This is a genomic window from Pontibacter mucosus, assembly GCF_003054055.1.
GTDB classification, from domain to species: Bacteria; Bacteroidota; Bacteroidia; order Cytophagales; family Hymenobacteraceae; genus Pontibacter; species Pontibacter mucosus.
This window is the reverse complement of the sequence record NZ_QBKI01000001.1, coordinates 746,371-765,207: the sequence shown is the minus strand read 5'-3', so window position 1 is coordinate 765,207 and position 18,837 is coordinate 746,371. Positions and strand designations below refer to the sequence as shown.

At 50.6% G+C, this 18,837-nt stretch carries 20 protein-coding genes; 13 read left to right on the top strand and 7 right to left on the bottom strand.

Annotation, left to right across the window (positions count from 1 at the left end; all coding sequences use genetic code 11):
- Positions 1-49: 49 nt before the first annotated feature.
- From C8N40_RS03485 to nth, 10 genes are all read left to right on the top strand, one after another.
- Positions 50-1,081: a hypothetical protein gene (locus C8N40_RS03485; RefSeq protein WP_146173502.1), complete on the top strand. Its 1,032-nt coding sequence runs from the start codon at positions 50-52 to the stop codon at positions 1,079-1,081.
- 85 nt (positions 1,082-1,166) lie between these two features.
- A complete protein-coding gene (locus tag C8N40_RS03480; RefSeq protein ID WP_108210361.1) occupies positions 1,167-1,289 on the top strand; it encodes a 30S ribosomal protein THX in 123 nt (40 codons plus the stop codon).
- A gap of 429 nt (positions 1,290-1,718) precedes the next feature.
- Positions 1,719-2,057 (top strand): hypothetical protein, encoded by a 339-nt coding sequence (locus tag C8N40_RS03475; protein ID WP_092105351.1) that lies wholly within the window; start codon positions 1,719-1,721, stop codon positions 2,055-2,057.
- 261 nt (positions 2,058-2,318) lie between these two features.
- Complete coding sequence (locus C8N40_RS03470; RefSeq protein ID WP_108210360.1) at positions 2,319-2,711, top strand: group III truncated hemoglobin; 393 nt, start codon at positions 2,319-2,321, stop codon at positions 2,709-2,711.
- Between the two features lie 553 nt (positions 2,712-3,264).
- Positions 3,265-3,867 carry an RNA polymerase sigma factor gene (locus C8N40_RS03465; protein ID WP_092105356.1) on the top strand — a complete coding sequence of 201 codons (603 nt, stop codon included), beginning with the start codon at positions 3,265-3,267 and terminating at the stop codon, positions 3,865-3,867.
- The gene (locus tag C8N40_RS03460; protein ID WP_108210359.1) at positions 3,842-4,072 is read left to right on the top strand and encodes a hypothetical protein; all 231 of its coding nucleotides are present in this window, start codon (positions 3,842-3,844) and stop codon (positions 4,070-4,072) included. The genes C8N40_RS03465 and C8N40_RS03460 overlap by 26 nt, the downstream gene beginning before the upstream one ends.
- Before the next feature lie 281 nt (positions 4,073-4,353).
- The gene (locus tag C8N40_RS03455) at positions 4,354-4,686 is read left to right on the top strand and encodes a hypothetical protein (protein WP_108210358.1); all 333 of its coding nucleotides are present in this window, start codon (positions 4,354-4,356) and stop codon (positions 4,684-4,686) included.
- 151 nt (positions 4,687-4,837) lie between these two features.
- Positions 4,838-5,236, top strand: a complete 399-nt coding sequence (locus tag C8N40_RS03450; RefSeq protein WP_108210357.1) for a DUF805 domain-containing protein — start codon at positions 4,838-4,840, stop codon at positions 5,234-5,236.
- Positions 5,237-5,295: 59 nt separating this feature from the next.
- Entirely contained in the window at positions 5,296-5,778 is a 483-nt protein-coding gene (locus C8N40_RS03445) for a hypothetical protein (protein ID WP_108210356.1), read from the top strand.
- 203 nt (positions 5,779-5,981) lie between these two features.
- On the top strand, positions 5,982-6,665 hold the full coding sequence (gene nth, locus C8N40_RS03440; protein WP_108210355.1) for an endonuclease III: 684 nt from the start codon (positions 5,982-5,984) through the stop codon (positions 6,663-6,665).
- A 220-nt stretch (positions 6,666-6,885) separates the two neighbouring features.
- Here the strand turns inward: nth and C8N40_RS03435 are convergent, their stop codons facing one another.
- The 4 genes from C8N40_RS03435 to gldB all read right to left on the bottom strand — a co-directional run bounded on the left by C8N40_RS03435 (position 6,886) and on the right by gldB (position 12,925).
- Positions 6,886-9,675 carry an outer membrane beta-barrel protein gene (locus C8N40_RS03435; RefSeq protein ID WP_108210354.1) on the bottom strand — a complete coding sequence of 930 codons (2,790 nt, stop codon included), beginning with the start codon at positions 9,673-9,675 and terminating at the stop codon, positions 6,886-6,888.
- 262 nt (positions 9,676-9,937) lie between these two features.
- Positions 9,938-10,438: a hypothetical protein gene (locus C8N40_RS03430; RefSeq protein ID WP_108210353.1), complete on the bottom strand. Its 501-nt coding sequence runs from the start codon at positions 10,436-10,438 to the stop codon at positions 9,938-9,940.
- Between the two features lie 172 nt (positions 10,439-10,610).
- Complete coding sequence (locus C8N40_RS03425; protein ID WP_108210352.1) at positions 10,611-11,825, bottom strand: glycosyltransferase family 4 protein; 1,215 nt, start codon at positions 11,823-11,825, stop codon at positions 10,611-10,613.
- 95 nt (positions 11,826-11,920) lie between these two features.
- A complete protein-coding gene (gene gldB, locus C8N40_RS03420) occupies positions 11,921-12,925 on the bottom strand; it encodes a gliding motility lipoprotein GldB (RefSeq protein ID WP_108210351.1) in 1,005 nt (334 codons plus the stop codon).
- Between the two features lie 75 nt (positions 12,926-13,000).
- Here gldB and C8N40_RS03415 point away from each other — a divergent pair, with 75 nt between their 5' ends.
- The gene (locus C8N40_RS03415) at positions 13,001-13,672 is read left to right on the top strand and encodes a porin family protein (RefSeq protein ID WP_108210350.1); all 672 of its coding nucleotides are present in this window, start codon (positions 13,001-13,003) and stop codon (positions 13,670-13,672) included.
- Positions 13,673-13,752: 80 nt separating this feature from the next.
- On the opposite strand, the gene C8N40_RS03410 is transcribed toward C8N40_RS03415, so the two are convergent.
- The 3 genes from C8N40_RS03410 to C8N40_RS03400 all read right to left on the bottom strand — a co-directional run bounded on the left by C8N40_RS03410 (position 13,753) and on the right by C8N40_RS03400 (position 16,816).
- A complete protein-coding gene (locus tag C8N40_RS03410) occupies positions 13,753-15,351 on the bottom strand; it encodes an Rne/Rng family ribonuclease (RefSeq protein WP_108210349.1) in 1,599 nt (532 codons plus the stop codon).
- Between the two features lie 227 nt (positions 15,352-15,578).
- Positions 15,579-16,448, bottom strand: a complete 870-nt coding sequence (locus C8N40_RS03405; protein WP_108210348.1) for a tetratricopeptide repeat protein — start codon at positions 16,446-16,448, stop codon at positions 15,579-15,581.
- 62 nt (positions 16,449-16,510) lie between these two features.
- Positions 16,511-16,816 (bottom strand): HU family DNA-binding protein, encoded by a 306-nt coding sequence (locus C8N40_RS03400; RefSeq protein ID WP_092105376.1) that lies wholly within the window; start codon positions 16,814-16,816, stop codon positions 16,511-16,513.
- A 322-nt stretch (positions 16,817-17,138) separates the two neighbouring features.
- Here C8N40_RS03400 and mutY point away from each other — a divergent pair, with 322 nt between their 5' ends.
- Both mutY and C8N40_RS03390 read left to right on the top strand, forming a co-directional pair.
- Positions 17,139-18,230, top strand: a complete 1,092-nt coding sequence (gene mutY / locus C8N40_RS03395; RefSeq protein ID WP_108210347.1) for an A/G-specific adenine glycosylase — start codon at positions 17,139-17,141, stop codon at positions 18,228-18,230.
- A 113-nt stretch (positions 18,231-18,343) separates the two neighbouring features.
- A complete protein-coding gene (locus tag C8N40_RS03390) occupies positions 18,344-18,820 on the top strand; it encodes a single-stranded DNA-binding protein (protein WP_108210346.1) in 477 nt (158 codons plus the stop codon).
- Positions 18,821-18,837: the final 17 nt, after the last annotated feature.

Here is an 18,837-nt window from a genome sequence, read left to right as displayed (position 1 = left end):
GGGTATGCCTTCTGTTGATACTTACTTCTGAACCCAAACATACCCTATTATGAAAAATATCTACACGCTGCTAAAGTTGTTGTGCAGTATCCCTGTTTTCCTATTTTTACCCCCCCATGAGGCGAAAGCGCAAGAAGTGGGGGTCTGCAGCTACGAGAACGACTGCCTCTTGATAGCCTTTGAATCCATACAGGAAGAAAGCCCGACCTCGCCAAGCCTGTTGGTGGTGATGTCGGCATTTATCGAAACGGGTGGGGCATGCTCCGACATAGACGGACTTATCTTTTCACCGTCGGGTGGATTTCCGGTGCTGGTAACGCGTGAGGCATTGGATGAGAACCTGAACATCGTGGAGCTTACTGTGAGCAGAACCATCTTTACACAGACGCCCGATGTGCTGATAGCCACTTTCTTTTACATCAATATCCCCATCATAGGCATCCAAATACCTATCCCAACCAACGTAGTGGATATGCAGGCCCGCCTGGACTCTGATGATCCCTGCCTGCCTATTACGCCGTTGCCTGTGGAGCTATCCCGGTTTGAGGGAAAGGCAACCCAAAGCGGCATCAACCTGGAGTGGGAAACGGCCAGTGAGATCAACAACAGCCATTTTGAGGTAGAGCGCAGCGCGGATGGCAGCGCCTTCGAGAAACTCGGCAGCGTAGCCGGCCACGGCAACTCGGTGGCAACGATAGAGTACAGCTACCTCGACAAGCACCCCAACCCCGGCACCAACTACTACCGCCTGCGGCAGGTAGACTTCGACGGAAAGTATGAGTATAGCAACGTAGTAGCCGTAACGGCTCCCGAGACCACGCAGGCGCTGCAGGTGCAGATAGTGCCCAACCCCTGCCTCAACGGCGATTGCCAGCTGCGCATCTCTACTGCCACGGCAGGCCAGCCGGTGCGCGTGCAGCTGAAGGACCTGTCCGGAAGGGTGGTGTTTGAGCAAAGTATGCAGCACGATGGCGAGCCCCTGCAGCTAACACAAGCGCAACTGCAGCGGCTGCGCGGGGTGTTTATACTTTCGGCGCTGGCCGGGCAGGAGGTAGTGCGGCAGCGGGTGGTGCTGGAATAAAGTATAATCGAAGGGACAACCCGCCCCCACCCCTGAAACGTATGGTTGGTTACTGTTAAACCAATCTTAAAAGAATCGTTTTACTATGGGAAAAGGAGATAAGAAGAGCCGGAGAGGCAAGATCGCCAAGGGCACCTTTGGCAAGAGGCGCGCGCGCAAACACTACAACCTGAAAATGAAGCCCGCCAACAAGAGTAATGCCTCTTAAGTAAAGTAAACGCTACACAGGTTCGCCCTGCCGCCGGAACTACCCCCGCGGCAGGGCGAACCTGCTTTTATACTTGCCATGCTGCTATGACCTGGCCAAATGCTATTTCTCTGGTAAAACCACCGTACTGCTTCCGTATCAGCCATGTCCAAATTTCTCGCTAAAAACAGCACCGATCACGCAACTATGGCTTCTGAAAAAAGTATAAACACTTACCTACTTTTAGTTCCGGGCTTTGCTCCCCGAAGGCGCCTCTGGCCAGCAAATAAAGCCCACAGAAACAATTACACGACCAACCTGTTGGAAGAAGGGCTCGTGTTATGAATTTGTAAAGTATAATTTCTCGAGCTAACGCTTGGCTGCAAGGTGCGTACCTTCAGTACAGTAAGACGTTTATTAACCCATTTAAAACTTAACTAACACCAATCCATGCAAGTACTGGACATCAAACAATTGCTAGAGAACATTGAGCGGCAGGTGTACCAGCAGGAAATCACGACTGACGACGCAGTGACGAAACTAATCAACGCTGAAATTGCCAAGGCCATCAACCTGAAGTATAAAAAGGAGAACGAGGCCGAGGAAGACATGCTGAAAAACGTTTCCTGCACCACCCTGGAGTGTTACCTGGAACACCTGAAGGCTGTGGAGGCCAAACTCCGCAAGCCCTGCGACATCTCGGCCCAATGCAAACCCTTGGAGGAGCGCGAGATTAACCGCCGCCTGTTGCTTATCCTGAACCGCCTGAAAGGCTACAGCAGAAAATAGCAACCGGCACCTGTCATTTTTCAAGACTATCCTTCGCAAGATTCCTCAGCTCTTTCGAAGGATTTTTTATTTCCGGCCCTTCCTCCCCCCTCTCGCTGCCATACATGACGCATGTCATTTTTTTGCAGCAGCACGCCTGTTATACTTGCAGGATAGCCCTAATACAAGGCAACCAAACAACAACATACTTAACGGCTAAAAATAACAAGCCCTGCATTTACTGCCGGTCTGCCACAGGAGGGCGCTGCTAACCTACCAACGATGAAGAGAGACATAGAGACTGAGGAAGACGTAAAGCTGCTCGTTGACACCTTTTACGCCCACGTAAACGAGGATGGGCTGCTGGCGCCTGTATTTAATAACGTGGCAAAGGTAAACTGGCAGCACCACCTGCCGGTGATGTATAACTTCTGGAGCTCGCTGCTTTTCGGAAGTATGGCGTACAAGGGCCAGCCCTTCCCCAAGCACACGCGCCTGCCTATAAAGCAGGAGCACTTCGGGCGCTGGGTCATCCTTTTCACCCAAACCATTGAAGAGCTTTTTGAGGGCACCAAGGCGGAGGAGGCGAAGCACAAGGCCAAAAGTATAGCCCGCATTTTCCAGATGCGCATGGGCCTGCTCAGCCTCCTGGACCAGGAGCCCGGGATGCAGTAGCATCGCATAGCATAAATTTTAAGGCAGTGGCTCCGGCCTACTGCCTTTTGTTTTTATACTTATTTTGCGTCCGTATTTTATGGTATAGTTGCGGCGCTTTTGCATAGTTTCCGCTGCCATTCAAGTTGCCCGGCAGGCTCTCGGGGTGCCGGCCTAAGCGCTCCCTAACCAGCCTTCGCCGCTCCGTTACTCATACTTACGCCCCATGCTACCGCTCCGGCAGATTTTTTCAAAATTTCGTAAGCTGCACACCGCCAACAAATTGCACTTTGAAAGATAGCATTTTTCTATATGCGGTAAACAAAATTTAACCCATCGCATTATAACTTTCATTTTACTTACGTATATACGACTTTACAAGCCTGCAGCGCAACGTTTTAGGGTGGCGGCAAGTATGAGGGCGATTTCTTTTTTTGTCTATTACCGGTATCAAAGCTTGCACATCCAAAAGGCGTTCTATATATTTGATTTACATTTCTGAAAAAAACTGTTTAAAACAAGTAAACGCGACAATATGATATAAAGCTCTACGTTAACTTAATGTAGCTTTAAGATGAATACAACTACCCAGATGAGCGACTCAGCATTGGTATCGCTCTACATCGCAGGTAATGAAGGTGCGTTTGAACAGCTTGTAAACAGGCACAAAAACAAAGTCTACACAACTATTTTATTGATCGTAAAGGACTCGTACACGGCCGAGGACCTCATGCAGGATGCGTTTATCAAAGCCATCCATACCATGAAGGGCGGACGCTATAACGAGGAAGGCAAGTTCTCTTCCTGGATCTGCCGCATTGCACATAACCTGGCAATAGACCATTTCCGTAAAGAGAAGAGAAGCCCGGTGATCACGCTGGAAGACGGCAGCAACGTGTTCAACACCATGTCTTTTGCGGAGGACTCTATCGAGTCCCGCCAGATAAAGGAGGACACACACGCCCGACTGCGCGAGCTGATCCAAACGCTGCCACAAGCGCAGCGGGAAGTGCTCATGATGCGTCACTACGCAGAGATGAGCTTCCAGGAAATCGCCGACGCTACCGGTGTGAGCATCAACACTGCCCTGGGGCGCATGCGCTATGCGCTGATCAACCTCAGGAAAAAGATGCTGAAAAGTAATATTGCGTATGATACAAACCTCTACACAGAATGAACTGATCCAGTATGTTTATGATGAGTTGGCCGACGACGCCTGCGCACAGCTGGAATCAGCGTTTTTGCAAGACTCAGAGCTAGCCGAGGGCTGCTCCGACCTGCTTATGCTGCAGAACCTGCTTGACGGTGCCCTGAAATCGCCGAACGAGCGCGCGGTACAAAACATATTAAATTACTCAAAAAGCTTAAGTCTGCAGACTTAACCGACTGCAGACTTTTTTTATGCATTGAGGGATAGCGAGGCTGAAAGAGAGGGTATTCAGAAACAGGATGGCCGCTCCCGATCATAGCCAGTTATTTGGTGTGGTTGTGTTTGCCAAAGACTTGGTATCCAAGCCGGCAAGCCCCTACCAAGATATCATAGATATAACAGCACAAAAAGCCACCTACAGCAGGTGGCTTTTTGTGCTGCTCATCCATTAGAGGGAGTAACTTCTGTGGTGAGTTTATTCTAATTACCACAGAAACGATATTATCACCTACGATGCACTTTGACTTTAACCAATTCATGGACGCGCTGGAGCAGGAGGGGCTCTCCAGGCAGGAGGCGGGCATGCGCATCTACCAAGAGGTGCGCAAGGCAGAGAACCAGAAGGAAGGCTTTTTGGACCAGGCACAGGAGCGTCCGGAGTTTTACTTGGAGATAAGTCGGCAGATCGACAACTACGTCGCCCTGCTCAAGCTCGCTCATAACCAGATCTCCCCCACTCCGCAGGAGCTGGACCAGGAAGTATTCCAGGCAGAACAACCGGAGCTTGAGCGGATTAAACAGCTCCTGGAGCGAATAAAAGAGGCCGAGCGCCGAAGCAGGACCTAATAGCAAAGCCACCCACGCCGGGTGGCTTTTTCTTTAGCTGCCTTTCAGTGTCCCTGTGGGGCCACTTCTAAGATCTTTCCATATTATATTTTGATTATACTATATATTACTTACCTTGAGCTGAAACTTTTCCAACCTTAAACAAACTTTTATGTCAAACCTCTTCTCTTTCAGCGGGAGAATCCGCAGGACCGAGTACGCCGTTACGCAAATCGTTATCTCCTTTGTGATAGGCATCCTTTTCTTTGTGTTCGGTGTTTCACTTTTTGCTGGTGAATCAGCGGCAGTCGGCATGCTCATCTTTTTTTCCGTTGCCATGCTCCTCTTAAGCTGGATTAGCCTTGCTTCCGGTGCCAAAAGATGCCACGACCGCGGCAACTCAGGCTTTTTTCAACTTATACCCTTCTATGGGCTCTGGATGCTATTCGGTGACGGAGACCACGGAACAAACCGCTATGGTGCCGATCCGAAAGGCCGCATAAGCCAGGCTGAGTTATTTAAAGCCACCGCTCCTACGCAGGCCTCTTTCAATGAGACTCCTATAGGTTAAGAACAACAAATAGCCCCTGCAGATGAGCAGGGGCATACCCTAACCTATAAAACAAACGAATGAGAAAGGTATTGCACCTAACATTAACAATATCCATTTTCTGCGCCTTTGCTCTTACTGGTTGCAGTAAAGACAATGAGGTAGAACCGTCTAAGCAAGCACTTATCGCCGGTAAGAAATGGGCTCCTTTTAGTGGCACTTACAGAATAGGGAAAGGCCCAGAGCAAGATGCCTTGGAGGGTTCAACCGACTGCCTTTTTGACGACTACAACATGTACTATAAGAATGGGCAGTATGAGTACAATAATGGGGCGACCAAATGTACAGAAGAATCGGCCCAGGTCTCTGCCCGGGGAACATGGTTCATAAACGGAGACACCCTGAATGTATACATCAGCCTTGGCCCAGGGGCAGTTTGGCCGAGTCGAAGGAGAATTGTGAAGCTTACGGAGCATGAATTGATTACTGAGGACTTGCTCTCTGCCCATGAAGACCCTGACTCTGCATGGGTGTCAACATTTACCTACCGCGTCTTAGACTAACTGAGCTATGTACAATAAGTAACAGGTAGGGGACGCTTTCCGGAGAACTAATCTTAGCGGGACGCTCTTACAGGTAACTGAGCCCGCTTAAGTTAAAGACCCCAAAGTGGAGGCATTATACTCCGGATGATCCGATAGCCAAAAAGCAGCAAGAAAGTAGAATAAGGTTATCTTTGTAATTCTACCTTGCCCTATAATTCTTTATGCTTAAAAAGGAACGTTACAAACTCCTGATCGAGTACTTTACCCAACACTTTCCGGAGCCGGAGACAGAGCTGGCCTACAGCAACCCTTACGAGCTGATACTGGCGGTGGTGCTTAGCGCCCAGTGCACAGACAAGCGCGTGAACATGGTGACGCCTGCCCTTTTTGAGGCTTACCCTACGGCAGAGGCACTCGCCACGGCTACGCCCGAGGATGTTTTTCCGCTGATCAAAAGTATTTCTTACCCCAACAACAAGGCAAAGCACCTGGCTGGTTTGGGCAAAATGCTGGTGGAGCAATTTAACGGGGAAGTGCCCAGCACAGTGGAGGAACTGGTAAAGTTGCCGGGCGTGGGCCGCAAGACTGCCAACGTGATCGTGTCCGTTATCTGGAACCAGCCGGCCATGGCCGTGGATACGCACGTGTTCCGCGTAAGCAAACGTTTGGGATTGGTGACCAAAACCGCCAAAACACCGCTGGAGGTGGAAAAGCAACTGGTGGCCAACATTCCGCAGGAGCTTATCTCCAAAGCACACCACTGGCTTATATTGCATGGCCGCTACATCTGCCTGGCCCGCCGGCCCAAGTGCGAGGAGTGCCCCCTTACCCATTTCTGCGCCTTCTTCCAGAAGAACTTCCCCAACATCCCCGATGATCCGGAGAATAAGCTGGGCGGGGTGTAAGCGTGGAAGCATAAAGTATAAATCATGCGCGGCATGGGGTAGTATCCTGTAGTTTATACTTTGGTAAGTATGGAGCAATAGTCGTTTACACTTTATTGTCATCCTGAAAGGATCTTGTGGGCAAGCCGCATAAGCTTAGCCTCCCTTCTACCAAGTTTCTTACAGAATGACAGTACTCTTTTATACTTCAACCCAACACTGACCCGATACTTTATACTTGCTAAAACCTGAAGAGGGTGTTTCTGCTCTCGCTCCTCGCCTTGCTACCAAAGTTGCGGATATCGTAGATGAAAGTGATCATACCGTAGCGGGTTAGTGCTGTTGTCCGCACATCCTCTATCATGTTCTCCCGGATAAAGCGGTTGGCGCTGATGTTCTGGTCCAGCAGGTCGAATACTGATAGCTTCAGTTGTGCCCGGTCATCCTTCAGAAACAGGAAGGTAACTGCGGCAGTAAGCCTGCTGTAACTGTCCTGCAAGCCAGGCACGGCATCCGAAGTGTGCCACTGCTCCAGGTACGCCTCCCACACCACGCGCTTCGGCACCCGAAGCACCAAGCGGCTAGTGGCAGCTCTGAACAGGGTGTTATAGCTATCGAATACATCTTCCTCATAGCGGCTGCGATTCGTGCTCAACCGCAACGTTTGGTAAAACTCAAGCTTATCGTTCAGGTTTATCCCCGCGTTTACCGAAGGATTAAAGTTGACGATTTGTCCATAGCTCCGCACCCCGTTCAGGATGATCAGCATTTTACGGTACCCCCCGCCAGCCGATGCTCCCAAGGAAAACCTCCTGCCTGAATCATGCTTAAATTCCTTTGATACCCTTGCCATCCCGTTCACCTGCCAGTTTCCATCGGTGTTGACAGGCCGGGAAGTCTGCACCCCGTCAGATCCTATCGTCCGCTCTCTGGTAATATCATCCCGGTTTATACTTCCGTAGGCGAAGAGGTTGTAGTTGAGCGACTTGTTGAAATCATACTTATAGAAATTTAAGTTGAAAGTATGGGAGACAGTAGGTGCCAGAGCCGGATCTCCATAGCGGATAAACAGTGGGTTAGAGTTATCTACCACAGGCTGAATATCTGCAGCCCCCGGCTCACGTAGCGCGGATGAGTAGCTTAAGTTCAGTTCTTTCCAACGCACGCGCAGTGATGGGAAGGCATAGAGGTAGTCCTGCAGAATGGGTTTCCCTTCCCGGAAAGCGGTCTTGATATTGAGCGACATAAACTCCACTGCGGGCTCCACCGTTAGCTTTCCTTTTTTCCAGTTGAGGCCTGTGGTTACGTAGTTTCGCCAGCCCTTCCTATCGAAAAGCGTGGAGAAATCATCCAGCAGCACATCGTAATCGTTGTTTTCCGGATTATAGGCGTAGGTGCTTACGGCGTTGTCTTCTTTAAAATAGTGAGAGTTCAGCCTGATAACGGCGCCCAGGTCCTTTGAAAACGGCTCGATGTAAGCAAGGGTATTGCGGACGCCCAGATTGTCCCTGCCTTCGTTCCGGAGCTGGTTAAGCTCCGCTGTTTGGGGCTGTGGTTCAAAAAAGCGGTTGAGGGCTAGGTTATACTTGTCCTGAAGTGTGGTGCCGTAATCATAAGTGCCAAATAAACTAAACACCCGGCCCTTCTTGGCGAAGAGGCGGCTTAAGGAATACGTGCCGGCAAAGCTGTCCGTGCCGCCCTCTGAGCGCTCGTTATTATCTCCCTCATTTATCATTCTGCCGGTATTCCGGTAGGTATTGGTCAATTCCTTCTGTCTTGCAGTGCTTTGGCCGAGCAATATGCTTGGTCTGAAGTAAAAATCCGTAAGGGAGTCCAGCTTCCACTCCAGCTTACCCCCTATCTGGTGCTTATGGCTCCTGATGTTCTGGTCCCGGGTGCGGCGTGTGATTAGGGTATCGCGCCCTAATGACTGCCTGGCATCTACATGTTGTCTTACCTCTTCGTCTATGCCTCCGTAGAAGTATTGCAGGTTCAGCTTGATGCCGTTTTTGGTGACCGTGTTAAAGTTTGCACCTCCGCCGGATGACTGCTGCACCCCTTCCCCCATTCCGCCAAAGGAGACTCCGTTCAGCTCATAGCCACTGCCCGACATGGCAACACTGTTCGTCCCGCTCCGGTCAAACCCTCCTATCTTTCTCATATCGCCCATACCAAACCCCGGCCGGTTCAGGTTGTTTGAATAGCCCAGCAGGCTTAGCTGTGTGGTATCGCGGAAAGTGTTTATCAAGCCGCCGCCTTCATACCGGTTGTCGGTGCCGATACCGCCGTATACTTTGCCAAACAGGCCCTTTTTGACTCCTTTTTTGAAGGTGAGGTTAACCACCTGCGGGATTTCGTTCTCGGGCAAGTATGGGTCGCGGCGTACTACCTCCGGGTCATTCATCACCTGTACTTTCTCAATTACATCGGCCGGTAGGTTGCGGCTGGCAATGGTAGGGTCGCTGCCGAAGAACTCTTTCCCATCCACCAGTATCTTGTGCACAGTCTTTCCATTCACGCTGATGTTGCCTGCCGCGTCCACCGTTACCCCCGGAAGCTTCTTCAGGAGATCCTCTACTAATGCAGTAGGCAGCGCCTTAAAAGAGGAGGCGTTAAACTCCAGCGTATCGTTCCTCACCAGCACCGGCGGCGTTTCGGCCACCACCAGCACCTCGCTCAGCAGCTCAGAGCTTGGCTCCATCTTTAGATCGCCCAGGTCCAGCACGGGCTGATCCGCCGAAAGTATAAAATCCTTGCGGTATACTTTAAAGCTCATCATCGTAATCACCGCCCGAAGCTCCCGGCCGGTGGGCAGCCCCGGCACCCTGAACACGCCTTTCTCATCGCTCATCCGAAACGTGACCATCGCTGTGTCGCTGGCAGTATAAACCGCTACTGCGGCATAGGGCAGCGCTTCTTTCGTCTCCGCGTCCAGGAGTATACCCTTTAGCGCGCCTTTATGGCTTTGGGAGAAGGAGTGCTCCGGATACAGCATGAGCAGCGGCAACGTGAAAATCAGGAGGAGTTTCATAGGCAGTGCTTATCAGGTAGAAGGGGTAACTGCTTGCCTGCACGAGAAATTCAGTAAGATTTAGAGAGCAAACAGGACATGTGCTTCTACAATATAAGTAAAAGCTAATATAAAGCACCGCAAAATGTAATATTTTGAAAGCCAGACACAATCACAAGCGAGTGAGGGCGCTGCAAGTATGGATGCAGGAACAACAGCCTTAGCGAAAGAATAAAAAAAGAGGCAAGCTTAACCGGCTTGCCTCTTTTACTGGGTATACTTCTTAGGACTGCGACCTGTCTCTCTCATGGTGGCCGCGTTTGCCTTTTCCGCCTTTCTCGTGGTGCCTGGCTTTCATTTGCTCGCGTTTCTGCTCCTGCATCTCCTCATACTTGGCGTACTGCTTCTTGTTGAGGATATCTTTCAGCTCTTCGTTGTGGCGCTGGTGGGCTGCCATCATCTCGTTACGCATAGCTTCACGGGATTCGGCGCTTTTCCTGTCGCCTCTCCTAAAATCGGCCCGCTTCGATTCACGTGCCTTTGCCTCTTTCAAGTATAGCGCCTCCACCTTTCGGGCCTGCGACTTATTAAGGTCAAGCTCTTGGGTCATACGCTCCGCCCTCAGCTTTGCCCTTTCCTCAGGAGATTTTCGCTTGCGATCGTCTTTGTATTTTTTAGCCCGTACTTCCTGCCGCTGCTTTTCAGGGCCTTGTGCTACTGCGGGTGCCACAGCGCTTCCTGCTACCAGCACACTTAATGCCAGCATCAATATGTTCTTTCTCATCTTCTTCTGCTTTTATGGGGTTAGATAATCAGCGCAAAGCCCAGGCCTGGATTTTTGGCTTATACTTCTACATTACCAAAGTATGTGCCATATTTACTGATTAGGAAGATGCACAAGAAAACATAGTATATAAACACCTGGTAATGAAAGCAATAAGAAATACAAAAACAACTTAGTAATACTGAACAGCATCTTTTACCACCTTCTCCAGCACCTCCTCTACCTGCAACACCAGTTGCTGGCGGTCGAAAAGTTGGCGGGCTATGGAAGCGCCGTTAGCTGAGGCAGCTTGCAGTTGCTGCGGTTCGGCCAGCACATCGCGCAGTGTCTGCGCAAGTAGCTCCGGTTGCTCGGCGGGCGAGTACCAGCCACAACTATACTTCTCCACAAAGGCTTTGGTCCAGCCGGGGTTGGTGACGATAACGGGCGTGCCGCAGGCAAGGCTGTCGTAGAACTTGGCTGGCGAATTACTGGCCAGCACCGGCAGATCGTTAAAAGGCACTAAAGAAACATCGGCCAGCTTAAAGAGCCTGAACACATCGGGGCGTGGCTGTGGCGACAGTAACAGCAGGTTAGGTGTCTGTGCTGCCAGCTCCTTCAGCTGTGGCTCATAGTAGCCGTTGCCCGTAAACACAAAAGTTATACTTGGGTCTGAGGCCATACTTTGAATCGTCTGCATGAGCGTGGGCATGCTGTTGGCCCGCCCAAAGGTACCGGCATAGAGTACCACCCGCTTTCCGTGCAGGTTATACTTTTGCCGCAGTTCCTCTACCTCCTGCTCCTGCACAGCATCCACTAAATCCAGGTCGGTGCCATTGTAGTTGGTCGTGATTTTCTCCTTCGGGATGCCCAGGCCGGCCACGTACGCCGTCATGTCCGGGGAAAGGGTGATGATGTGGCTGGCGCTCTCGTAAAGGCTCTGCTCCATGGTATAGAGGCGCTGCTGCAGCCAGCTGTTCTGCACCGCCCCCATCTGTATCGGGAAGCTTGGCCAAAGATCCTGTACCTCAAAAACCCACGGCACACCGCGTAGCCTGGACACCTGCGCTGCTACCCAAGGCGTGCTGAGCGGCGTAGATACAGCCCATAACACATCGGGCTTCTGCAACTGCATGGTTTTCTTGAAAGCACTCCCCGCGAATCCGGCAAAGGCTTTGAGGCGCTTGCGCACCCCCATTTTGTTGGAGTATGGTGCCAGGCACTCATGTAGTTCCACTCCCTCCGGCACCCAGAAATGATTATAGGTTACCCTGGTCTTCCTCCAGCCATCGCTTGTTACCAGGCTTATTTTGTGCCTGTGCACCAGCTCCTGCATAAACGTGTAGTGGCGGCACGTAGCAGGGCAGTCCGGGTTGTGGTGGTGCTGGTTCAGGAGGGCAATGTGCATTCTTGATAGTTAAATTGTTGCTTGCTAAATTGTTGAAATGCTATCCTAGGTAGACTCTTCGCTCAATCAACAACTCAGCCACGTAACCGCTAAAGCTACCGCCTTCTTTCCGGTTTATACTTTGATTCCTCGAAAATCTTGCGGTAGTCCGTCTCTGCCATCAGTTCTGGCAAGGTTACGTTAGGGTTACGCTCCATGTACTTGCGCACAATCTGCCACCCCACCCACGTACCGATTCGACCGGGGGCAGTAGCGTCTATTTCAGGGGTGTTAGGGCGCTCGCCAATGTATTTGTTCACCACAAAAGGCGTTTTCTCGAACAGCAGCTCCTTCTCCACAAAATGCGCCCAGATGCGGCCTTCGTTGTAGTTTACATCCGCTATCTGCTTATCGGTGTAGGAAATAATGGAAGAGTCCGGCACGCATGGCAGCACCGACTTCACGAAGTAATAGGCCTTCCCCATTCCAATCATCTCCGAAAGCAGGTTACGGTCCTTAAAGTTGGTTCTGTTAAAGCGGTTGGAGAGCAGCAGCATGGCCGCTGGCACCATCTTCTCCGGCTCATAGCGCTTCAGGATATACTCATAGGCCTGCGGGCGGTATTTTGCCTTCTCCCCGATAAAGTAATCTATCCCGAACACGATCAGGCTGTCCGACACGTACAAGTCGTTGCCCAGCGTGCCCAGGCCGGTAACAAAGGTCTTTACCTGTGGCGCCCTGAAATCGGGGTAGTTATACTTTATTACCCGGAAAGCATCCTCCAGCAGCTGCTCTTCCTGCTGCATGTCGCCGAAGGTTTGCATGGCCTGCTGTGCCAGCGAGTCCAGCTCCGGGTTGGTGGCCAGGCCGTGCAGCGGGTTTATAAAGGCAGAGTCGGAAGGGTACTCGCTCCGCTGTAGGTACTGCTCGGCAAAGTATGGACTAGCCTGGATGAAGGCTGCCATCTGGGCTTTTGTCTTAGCTGCAAAGAACGGTTTTTCCAGTCGCTCAATCTGCACATCCATCGGGATTTGCGCTATCTCGTTGGGTAGCTCGCAGCCCTTTCTGCCGCAGCCAAAGGCAAACACAAGTATGGCAAGTATAAGTAATCTGTAATACATTGTTTTTGTATCTTTACGCAAAAATAGGGGTTACTTTGTAATAGGGTAACGTAAAGTATAATAAAAGCTAAGCTAATGAAGAAAATCACACTGTTAATGCTGTTTTTGTGCCTTGGATTCACATCGATGGCGCAAGTTGAGATTGGCCTGCAGCTCTCGCCTACCATTTCTGGCAACCGCTTTGTGGCCGAGGACAGGTATAACTTTGAGAAGGAGAACAGCAAGCTGCGCCTTGGCGTGGGCGTGGTGGTAGACTACTTCTTTGCCCAGAACTACGCCTTCAGCACCGGCCTGATGTACCGCAGCAAGGGGTCCGAGATTGCCTACAACTACACCCGTGAGCATGGCGACGGTTCTACGGAGCGCATCAGCGGCAAGGATGACATCTCCATACAGTACATCCAACTCCCGTTAACGCTCAAGCTCTTCACCAACGAGGTGGCCCCGGGCACGATTCTATACTTCCAGGTGGGTGGCGCGCTTAACACCAAGGTTGCCGCACAGGTAAACAACAAGAAGGTAATAGACGGCGATAAGGTAATCAAGCGCTTCAACATTTTCGAGACGGATGCCATACTTGGCGGCGGCGTGGAGTTTGAGCTGGGCCAGAGCACGAAAATCTTCGGTGGCCTTACCTACCACCGCGGCCTGACCAATATCGACGACCATTACAAGAAGAAGCTCGGCGACAAGAACATCTCCGTGAAAAACAACGGCGTGTCGGTTGACTTTGGCCTGAAGTTCTAGCCTGCCATACTTTACCTTAAATACAAAAAGCCGCTGCTATCTACTAGCAGCGGCTTTTTTGTGCCCGTAAGCCAGGGGGCTTACTCTTCATCTTTGTCCTGCACGCCGTTCATATCATTGAAGGCGGAGCGCAGTTCTATCTCTTCCCCCCTGCTGTCAATCACTTTAAACTCCATGATGCCCAGGGAAGTATCTTTGATCAGGCTTACCCACCTGAAGTACTTAAAGAACCATTTCACCTGCCGTGAGAACAAGCCTTTGGTATAGTAGGCATGCACGAACGGGTGTAAGTATATTTCCAGACTCTTGTGGTTGTGGCTTGTCAGCAGGTCGTCTACCGCTGCGTCAATTTCGTCTGTTACCAGTATACTGGCAGATGTTTTACCGGTGCCGCCGCAGGTAGGGCAAACCTCGCCGGTTACAATGTTTTGCTCGGGCCTCACGCGCTGTCTGGTAATCTGCATCAGGCCGAACTTGGAGATTGGAAGGATGGTGGACTTGGAGCGGTCACGCTTCATTTCCTCCTTCACCACCTCGTATACTTTCTGGCGGTTTTCGGGCGACTTCATATCGATGAAGTCCACTACAATGATACCACCTATATCCCGGAGGCGCAGCTGACGGGCCACTTCTTTGGCGGCCATCATGTTTACGTGCAGTGCGGTTGCCTCCTGATCGGTTTCGGTATTGGATTTATTCCCACTGTTCACATCGATTACATGCAGCGCCTCGGTGTGCTCTATCACCAGGTATCCGCCCCCTGGTATCGTCACGGTTTTGCCGAAAGCAGCCTTTAGCTGTTTCTCGATGTGGAAGTGTTCAAAGGTCTTGGTTTTGCCAGTATAGTGCTTCAGGATCTTAACCCTTTCCGGCGCTATACTTTGCACGTAGGCTTTGATCTCGTCATAGAGTTGGGTGTTATCCACCACTATGTTGTCAAAGCTCTCGTTTAGTAAATCCCTCAAGATGGAGGAAGAACGATTGAGCTCGCCAATGATCTTATCGTTTGGCTTCGCTATTCTGAGGGTTTTAAAGCCCTCTTCCCAATTTGCTAACATGTTGCGCAGGTCTCTGTCGAGCTCTGCCACATCGCGGCCTTCTGCCACTGTACGTATAATCACACCGAAATTCTCCGGCTTGATGCTCGTGATCAGGCGTTTCAGTCGGGTGCGTTCCTCCTTACTGACAATTTTCTTGGATACGCTTACCGTGTTTGAGAACGGTACGAGCACCAGGTAACGGCCGGCAAGAGAAAGCTCACAGGATAAGCGTGGTCCTTTGGTTGAGATAGGCTCTTTTACGATCTGCACCAACAGCTGCTGCCCTTTTTTGAGCACGTCAGCTATTTTGCCGAGTTTGTCTATCTCAGGCTCAAACTTCGCCTGGTTTAGCTTGGGTGTTGCGTTCTTCTGTGTTTGCGCCGCTTTTACATACTTGTTCAGTGTTTTGATGTTGGCTCCCAGGTCGTGGTAGTGCAGAAATGCATCCTTCTGGTAACCGATATCAATAAAAGCGGCGTTCAGTCCAGGCATTACCTTTTTTACAGTACCCAGAAAAATATCCCCTACAATGTAGTCCGTGTCTTTCGACTCGAAGTGATATTCAACTAATCGTTTGTCCTGTAAAAGCGCAATGCGTTCCCCATCCTGAGTAGAATTGATGATTAGCTCGTTGCTCAATTTCTCTCAAATGGTTATGTTGGATGTATAAGACCAAAGCCCACTTTAACTTGCGTAAAGTGGGCCCTCTTGAACGCGGAAGAAATTACTTCTTCTTATGTCTGTTTTTTCTCAGGCGCTTCTTTCTCTTGTGCGTAGCGATTTTATGTCTTTTTCTTTTCTTTCCGCAAGGCATATTCTTGTAGGTTTGGTTTTATAAATGATTTCTTCAGTTACTTTTAAAGCATTTACTGCAGTCTGGCCAGGTACTCGTCCACAGAGGTGTTCAGGGCCGGGTCGTTGCTCATGCCTTTCACCTTGTTAAACAGTTCCTTAGCTCTTTCGGTCTCCCCTGTCTCAGCCAACGACACCGCCAGGTAGAAGGTTCCTTCCACGTGCTGCGGGTTAACGGACACAAGTTTCTCGAAATGGCCCACCGCCTTGTCGTACTGGTTAGACTGTATGGACAGGATGCCCAGGTTGAACAAAGCCTTCTGGTTGTTCGGGTCTGCCACAATCACCTCGCGCAGCATGGTTATACCCTGCATGGGGTTGGAGGTGGCGATGTAAGTCATGGCCACGTTTGTTTTGGCGTCGTTGTCCGAAGGGTTGTTCTTCAGCACCTGCTCGTACATGGTACGGGCCTTGGAGCCCAGTTCGCTGGCACGTTCCTGAGTGGCGGCAAAGGTAAAGGCCTCATAGTAGGCGTCTCCGGCTCTCTTGTAGCTTTTCTCACCTCCACGGGCGTTGGCAGCAATTTCGTAATAGTACCCAGCGCTGTCATACCTGGCAGCGTTGGAGTAGGCTTCGGCAAGCTCCACAGCGACCAGGCTACGGGTTTGCTCGTCGGTAGCTTTGTTATACTTGGTACGCGCAGTTGTCAGCGCCATCAGCTGCTCGGGTGTGGCAACCCTGTGTGCTTTGACTGCATCTTCACCAGCTCCGGCTCCGTGGTCGTGGCCATCGTCTTCGGAGTGGCCTTCCGGTAAACCGGTGCTTTCTTCAGTTTTGGCTAAGTTATCCTGATCTTCGTTGTTAACAACAACTTTAGGCAAAAAGAATAAAACGGCCACCAGAGCGATGGCTGCAACAACTATCAATACCTGAGACCGTTTCATTCTTTTTACGCTACGTTAATATGTTACTGAAAATAAAGTTCGTTCAGCAAAGATACAAAAAATTAAGAATGCGCTAGCTCCTGAATCTTTTTGCTGTTCTTGATCTTCTGGATAAAGGTCTTAGACGGCTTGAAGCTTGGAATAAAATGCTCGTCGATGATGATAGATGTGTTTTTAGAAATGTTACGAGCTACTTTCTTCGCACGCTTCTTATTCACAAAGCTACCAAAACCTCTCACATAGATGTTGTTACCATCAGCCATAGAGTCCTTCACAACTTTGAAGAAAGCCTCGATTGTAGACTGAACATCTGCCTTATCAATCCCTGTCTTATCAGCAATCTCTGATATTACTTCTGCTTTAGTCACTTTCTTAAATTTTTAGAATATTAATAATATGTTAACTTTCTAATCTTTGGAAAATCAGGCGGTTCCGCAGAACGATGAAATTCGGGGCACAAAGGTAGTTTTACTTTTCGAATTGCAAAAGATTTAGCGCTAAATTATTAACTATTAACCTCCTGCCTCCTGTAAAAGCGCGCTTTAGTTTCTGCAAGAGCGTGCTATCTTCACCCTTCCCTAACGCACCTTAACTGTTTATATTTTAACGTCTGCCACTTACCTTGCGCCTGCCCAAAGAGCAAACAATACCTTGCGCTGTTTGTTTTGCAGAACCTAAACTGTACAATTTATGCACCCCGTTCCAGACCCTTCTTTCGCTCCGACTCTAATTAACTGGTACAGCAGGCACAAACGTTCCCTGCCCTGGCGCGGCACGAAAAATCCATACTTTATCTGGCTCTCCGAAGTGATTCTGCAGCAGACGCGGGTGGCGCAGGGATTACCCTACTATGAGCGCTTTGTGGCCGCTTACCCCACCGTGCACGACCTGGCCGCCGCCCCGCAGGATGAGGTGCTGCGGCTGTGGCAGGGGCTCGGCTACTACTCCCGGGCACGCAACATGCACCACACTGCCCAACTGGTGGTAGAAAAGTATGGTGGCCGGTTTCCCGACAATTATGAGGAGTTGTTAAAGCTGAAGGGCGTAGGAAACTACACGGCGGCGGCCATTGCGGCCTTTGCCTTTCAGGAGCGGGTGGCTGTGCTGGACGGCAACGTGTTCCGGGTGCTGGCGCGTGTATTTGGCATTACGGACGATATTGCGGCCCCTGCCTCGCGCAAGGTGTTCCAGAAACTGGCAGATGAGCTGGTGCCGGCCCATGAGCCAGACACCTATAACCAGGCCATCATGGAGTTTGGGGCCATCCAGTGCACCCCGCTCATGCCTGACTGTATGTTCTGTCCGCTGCAGCAAAACTGTTTTGCCTTTAACCACGGCATGGTGCAGGAACTGCCTGTAAAATCGAAAGCCAAGGCGGCACGGCCACGTTTTTTTCACTACATCGTATTCGAGCTGAACGGCACCTTTTACCTTCGCAACAGACTGGAGGGCGATATCTGGCAGGGACTTTACGATTTTTACCTTTACGAGAGCGAGAGCAAGGACCTGCCCGTGGAGCAACTGCTGCACGAACTGCAGGAGGCCGGCATACCTGTGCAGGAAGCCCTGTTGCAGCCGCCGGCAAAAGATTACAAACATATTCTCAGCCACCAGAAAATAACGGCGCGCTTTTACCGTATAAAACTCAAGGATCCGCTAAAAGATGAGGTGCTTCAGGAAACAAGGTTGGCCGCTTATAACGTTGGGGAAATAGACGCTTTGCCGAAGCCGGTTTTAATCAGTAATTATTTGCAGGATGCTAAGATTTTAGTATATTTATAGGCTGAAACTTTTCTTTAAACAAAAACATTAAGAGGTTCAGTATAAGCCATATTTGCCTCCAGCTTGGTTGCTGGAGTAGCCCAATTCAATTTAATATTTAGACAAAAAAAGACATGGCAAGTGTAAACAAAGTAATTTTGATCGGAAATCTGGGCAAAGACCCTGAAGTACGTCATTTAGAAGGTGGCGTGGCCGTTGCCCGCTTCCCTATTGCAACCTCTGAAACGTTTAAAGATAAGAACGGGCAGAAGCAGGAGCGCACCGAGTGGCACAACATCGTGGTATGGCGAGGCCTTGCCGAAGTAGCGGAGAAATACCTGCGCAAAGGCAACTCGGTGTTTATCGAGGGCAAAATCCGCACCAACAGCTACCAGGATAAAGAAGGCGTGCAGCGCTACAGCACCGAAATCGTGGCCGATAACATGACCATGCTTGGTGGCCGCGGTGGCGACAATGGCGGAGGTGGCGATTACCAGGGCTCTTCCGCTGCTGCAAGCGGCGGAAACTATGGCGGTGGCGCCACAGCCAGCAAGGGCGGCAGCCCGGCCGGCGGCTTCCAGAGCGACGAGCCGGACGACTTGCCGTTCTAACCTATGTTTAACTAAAC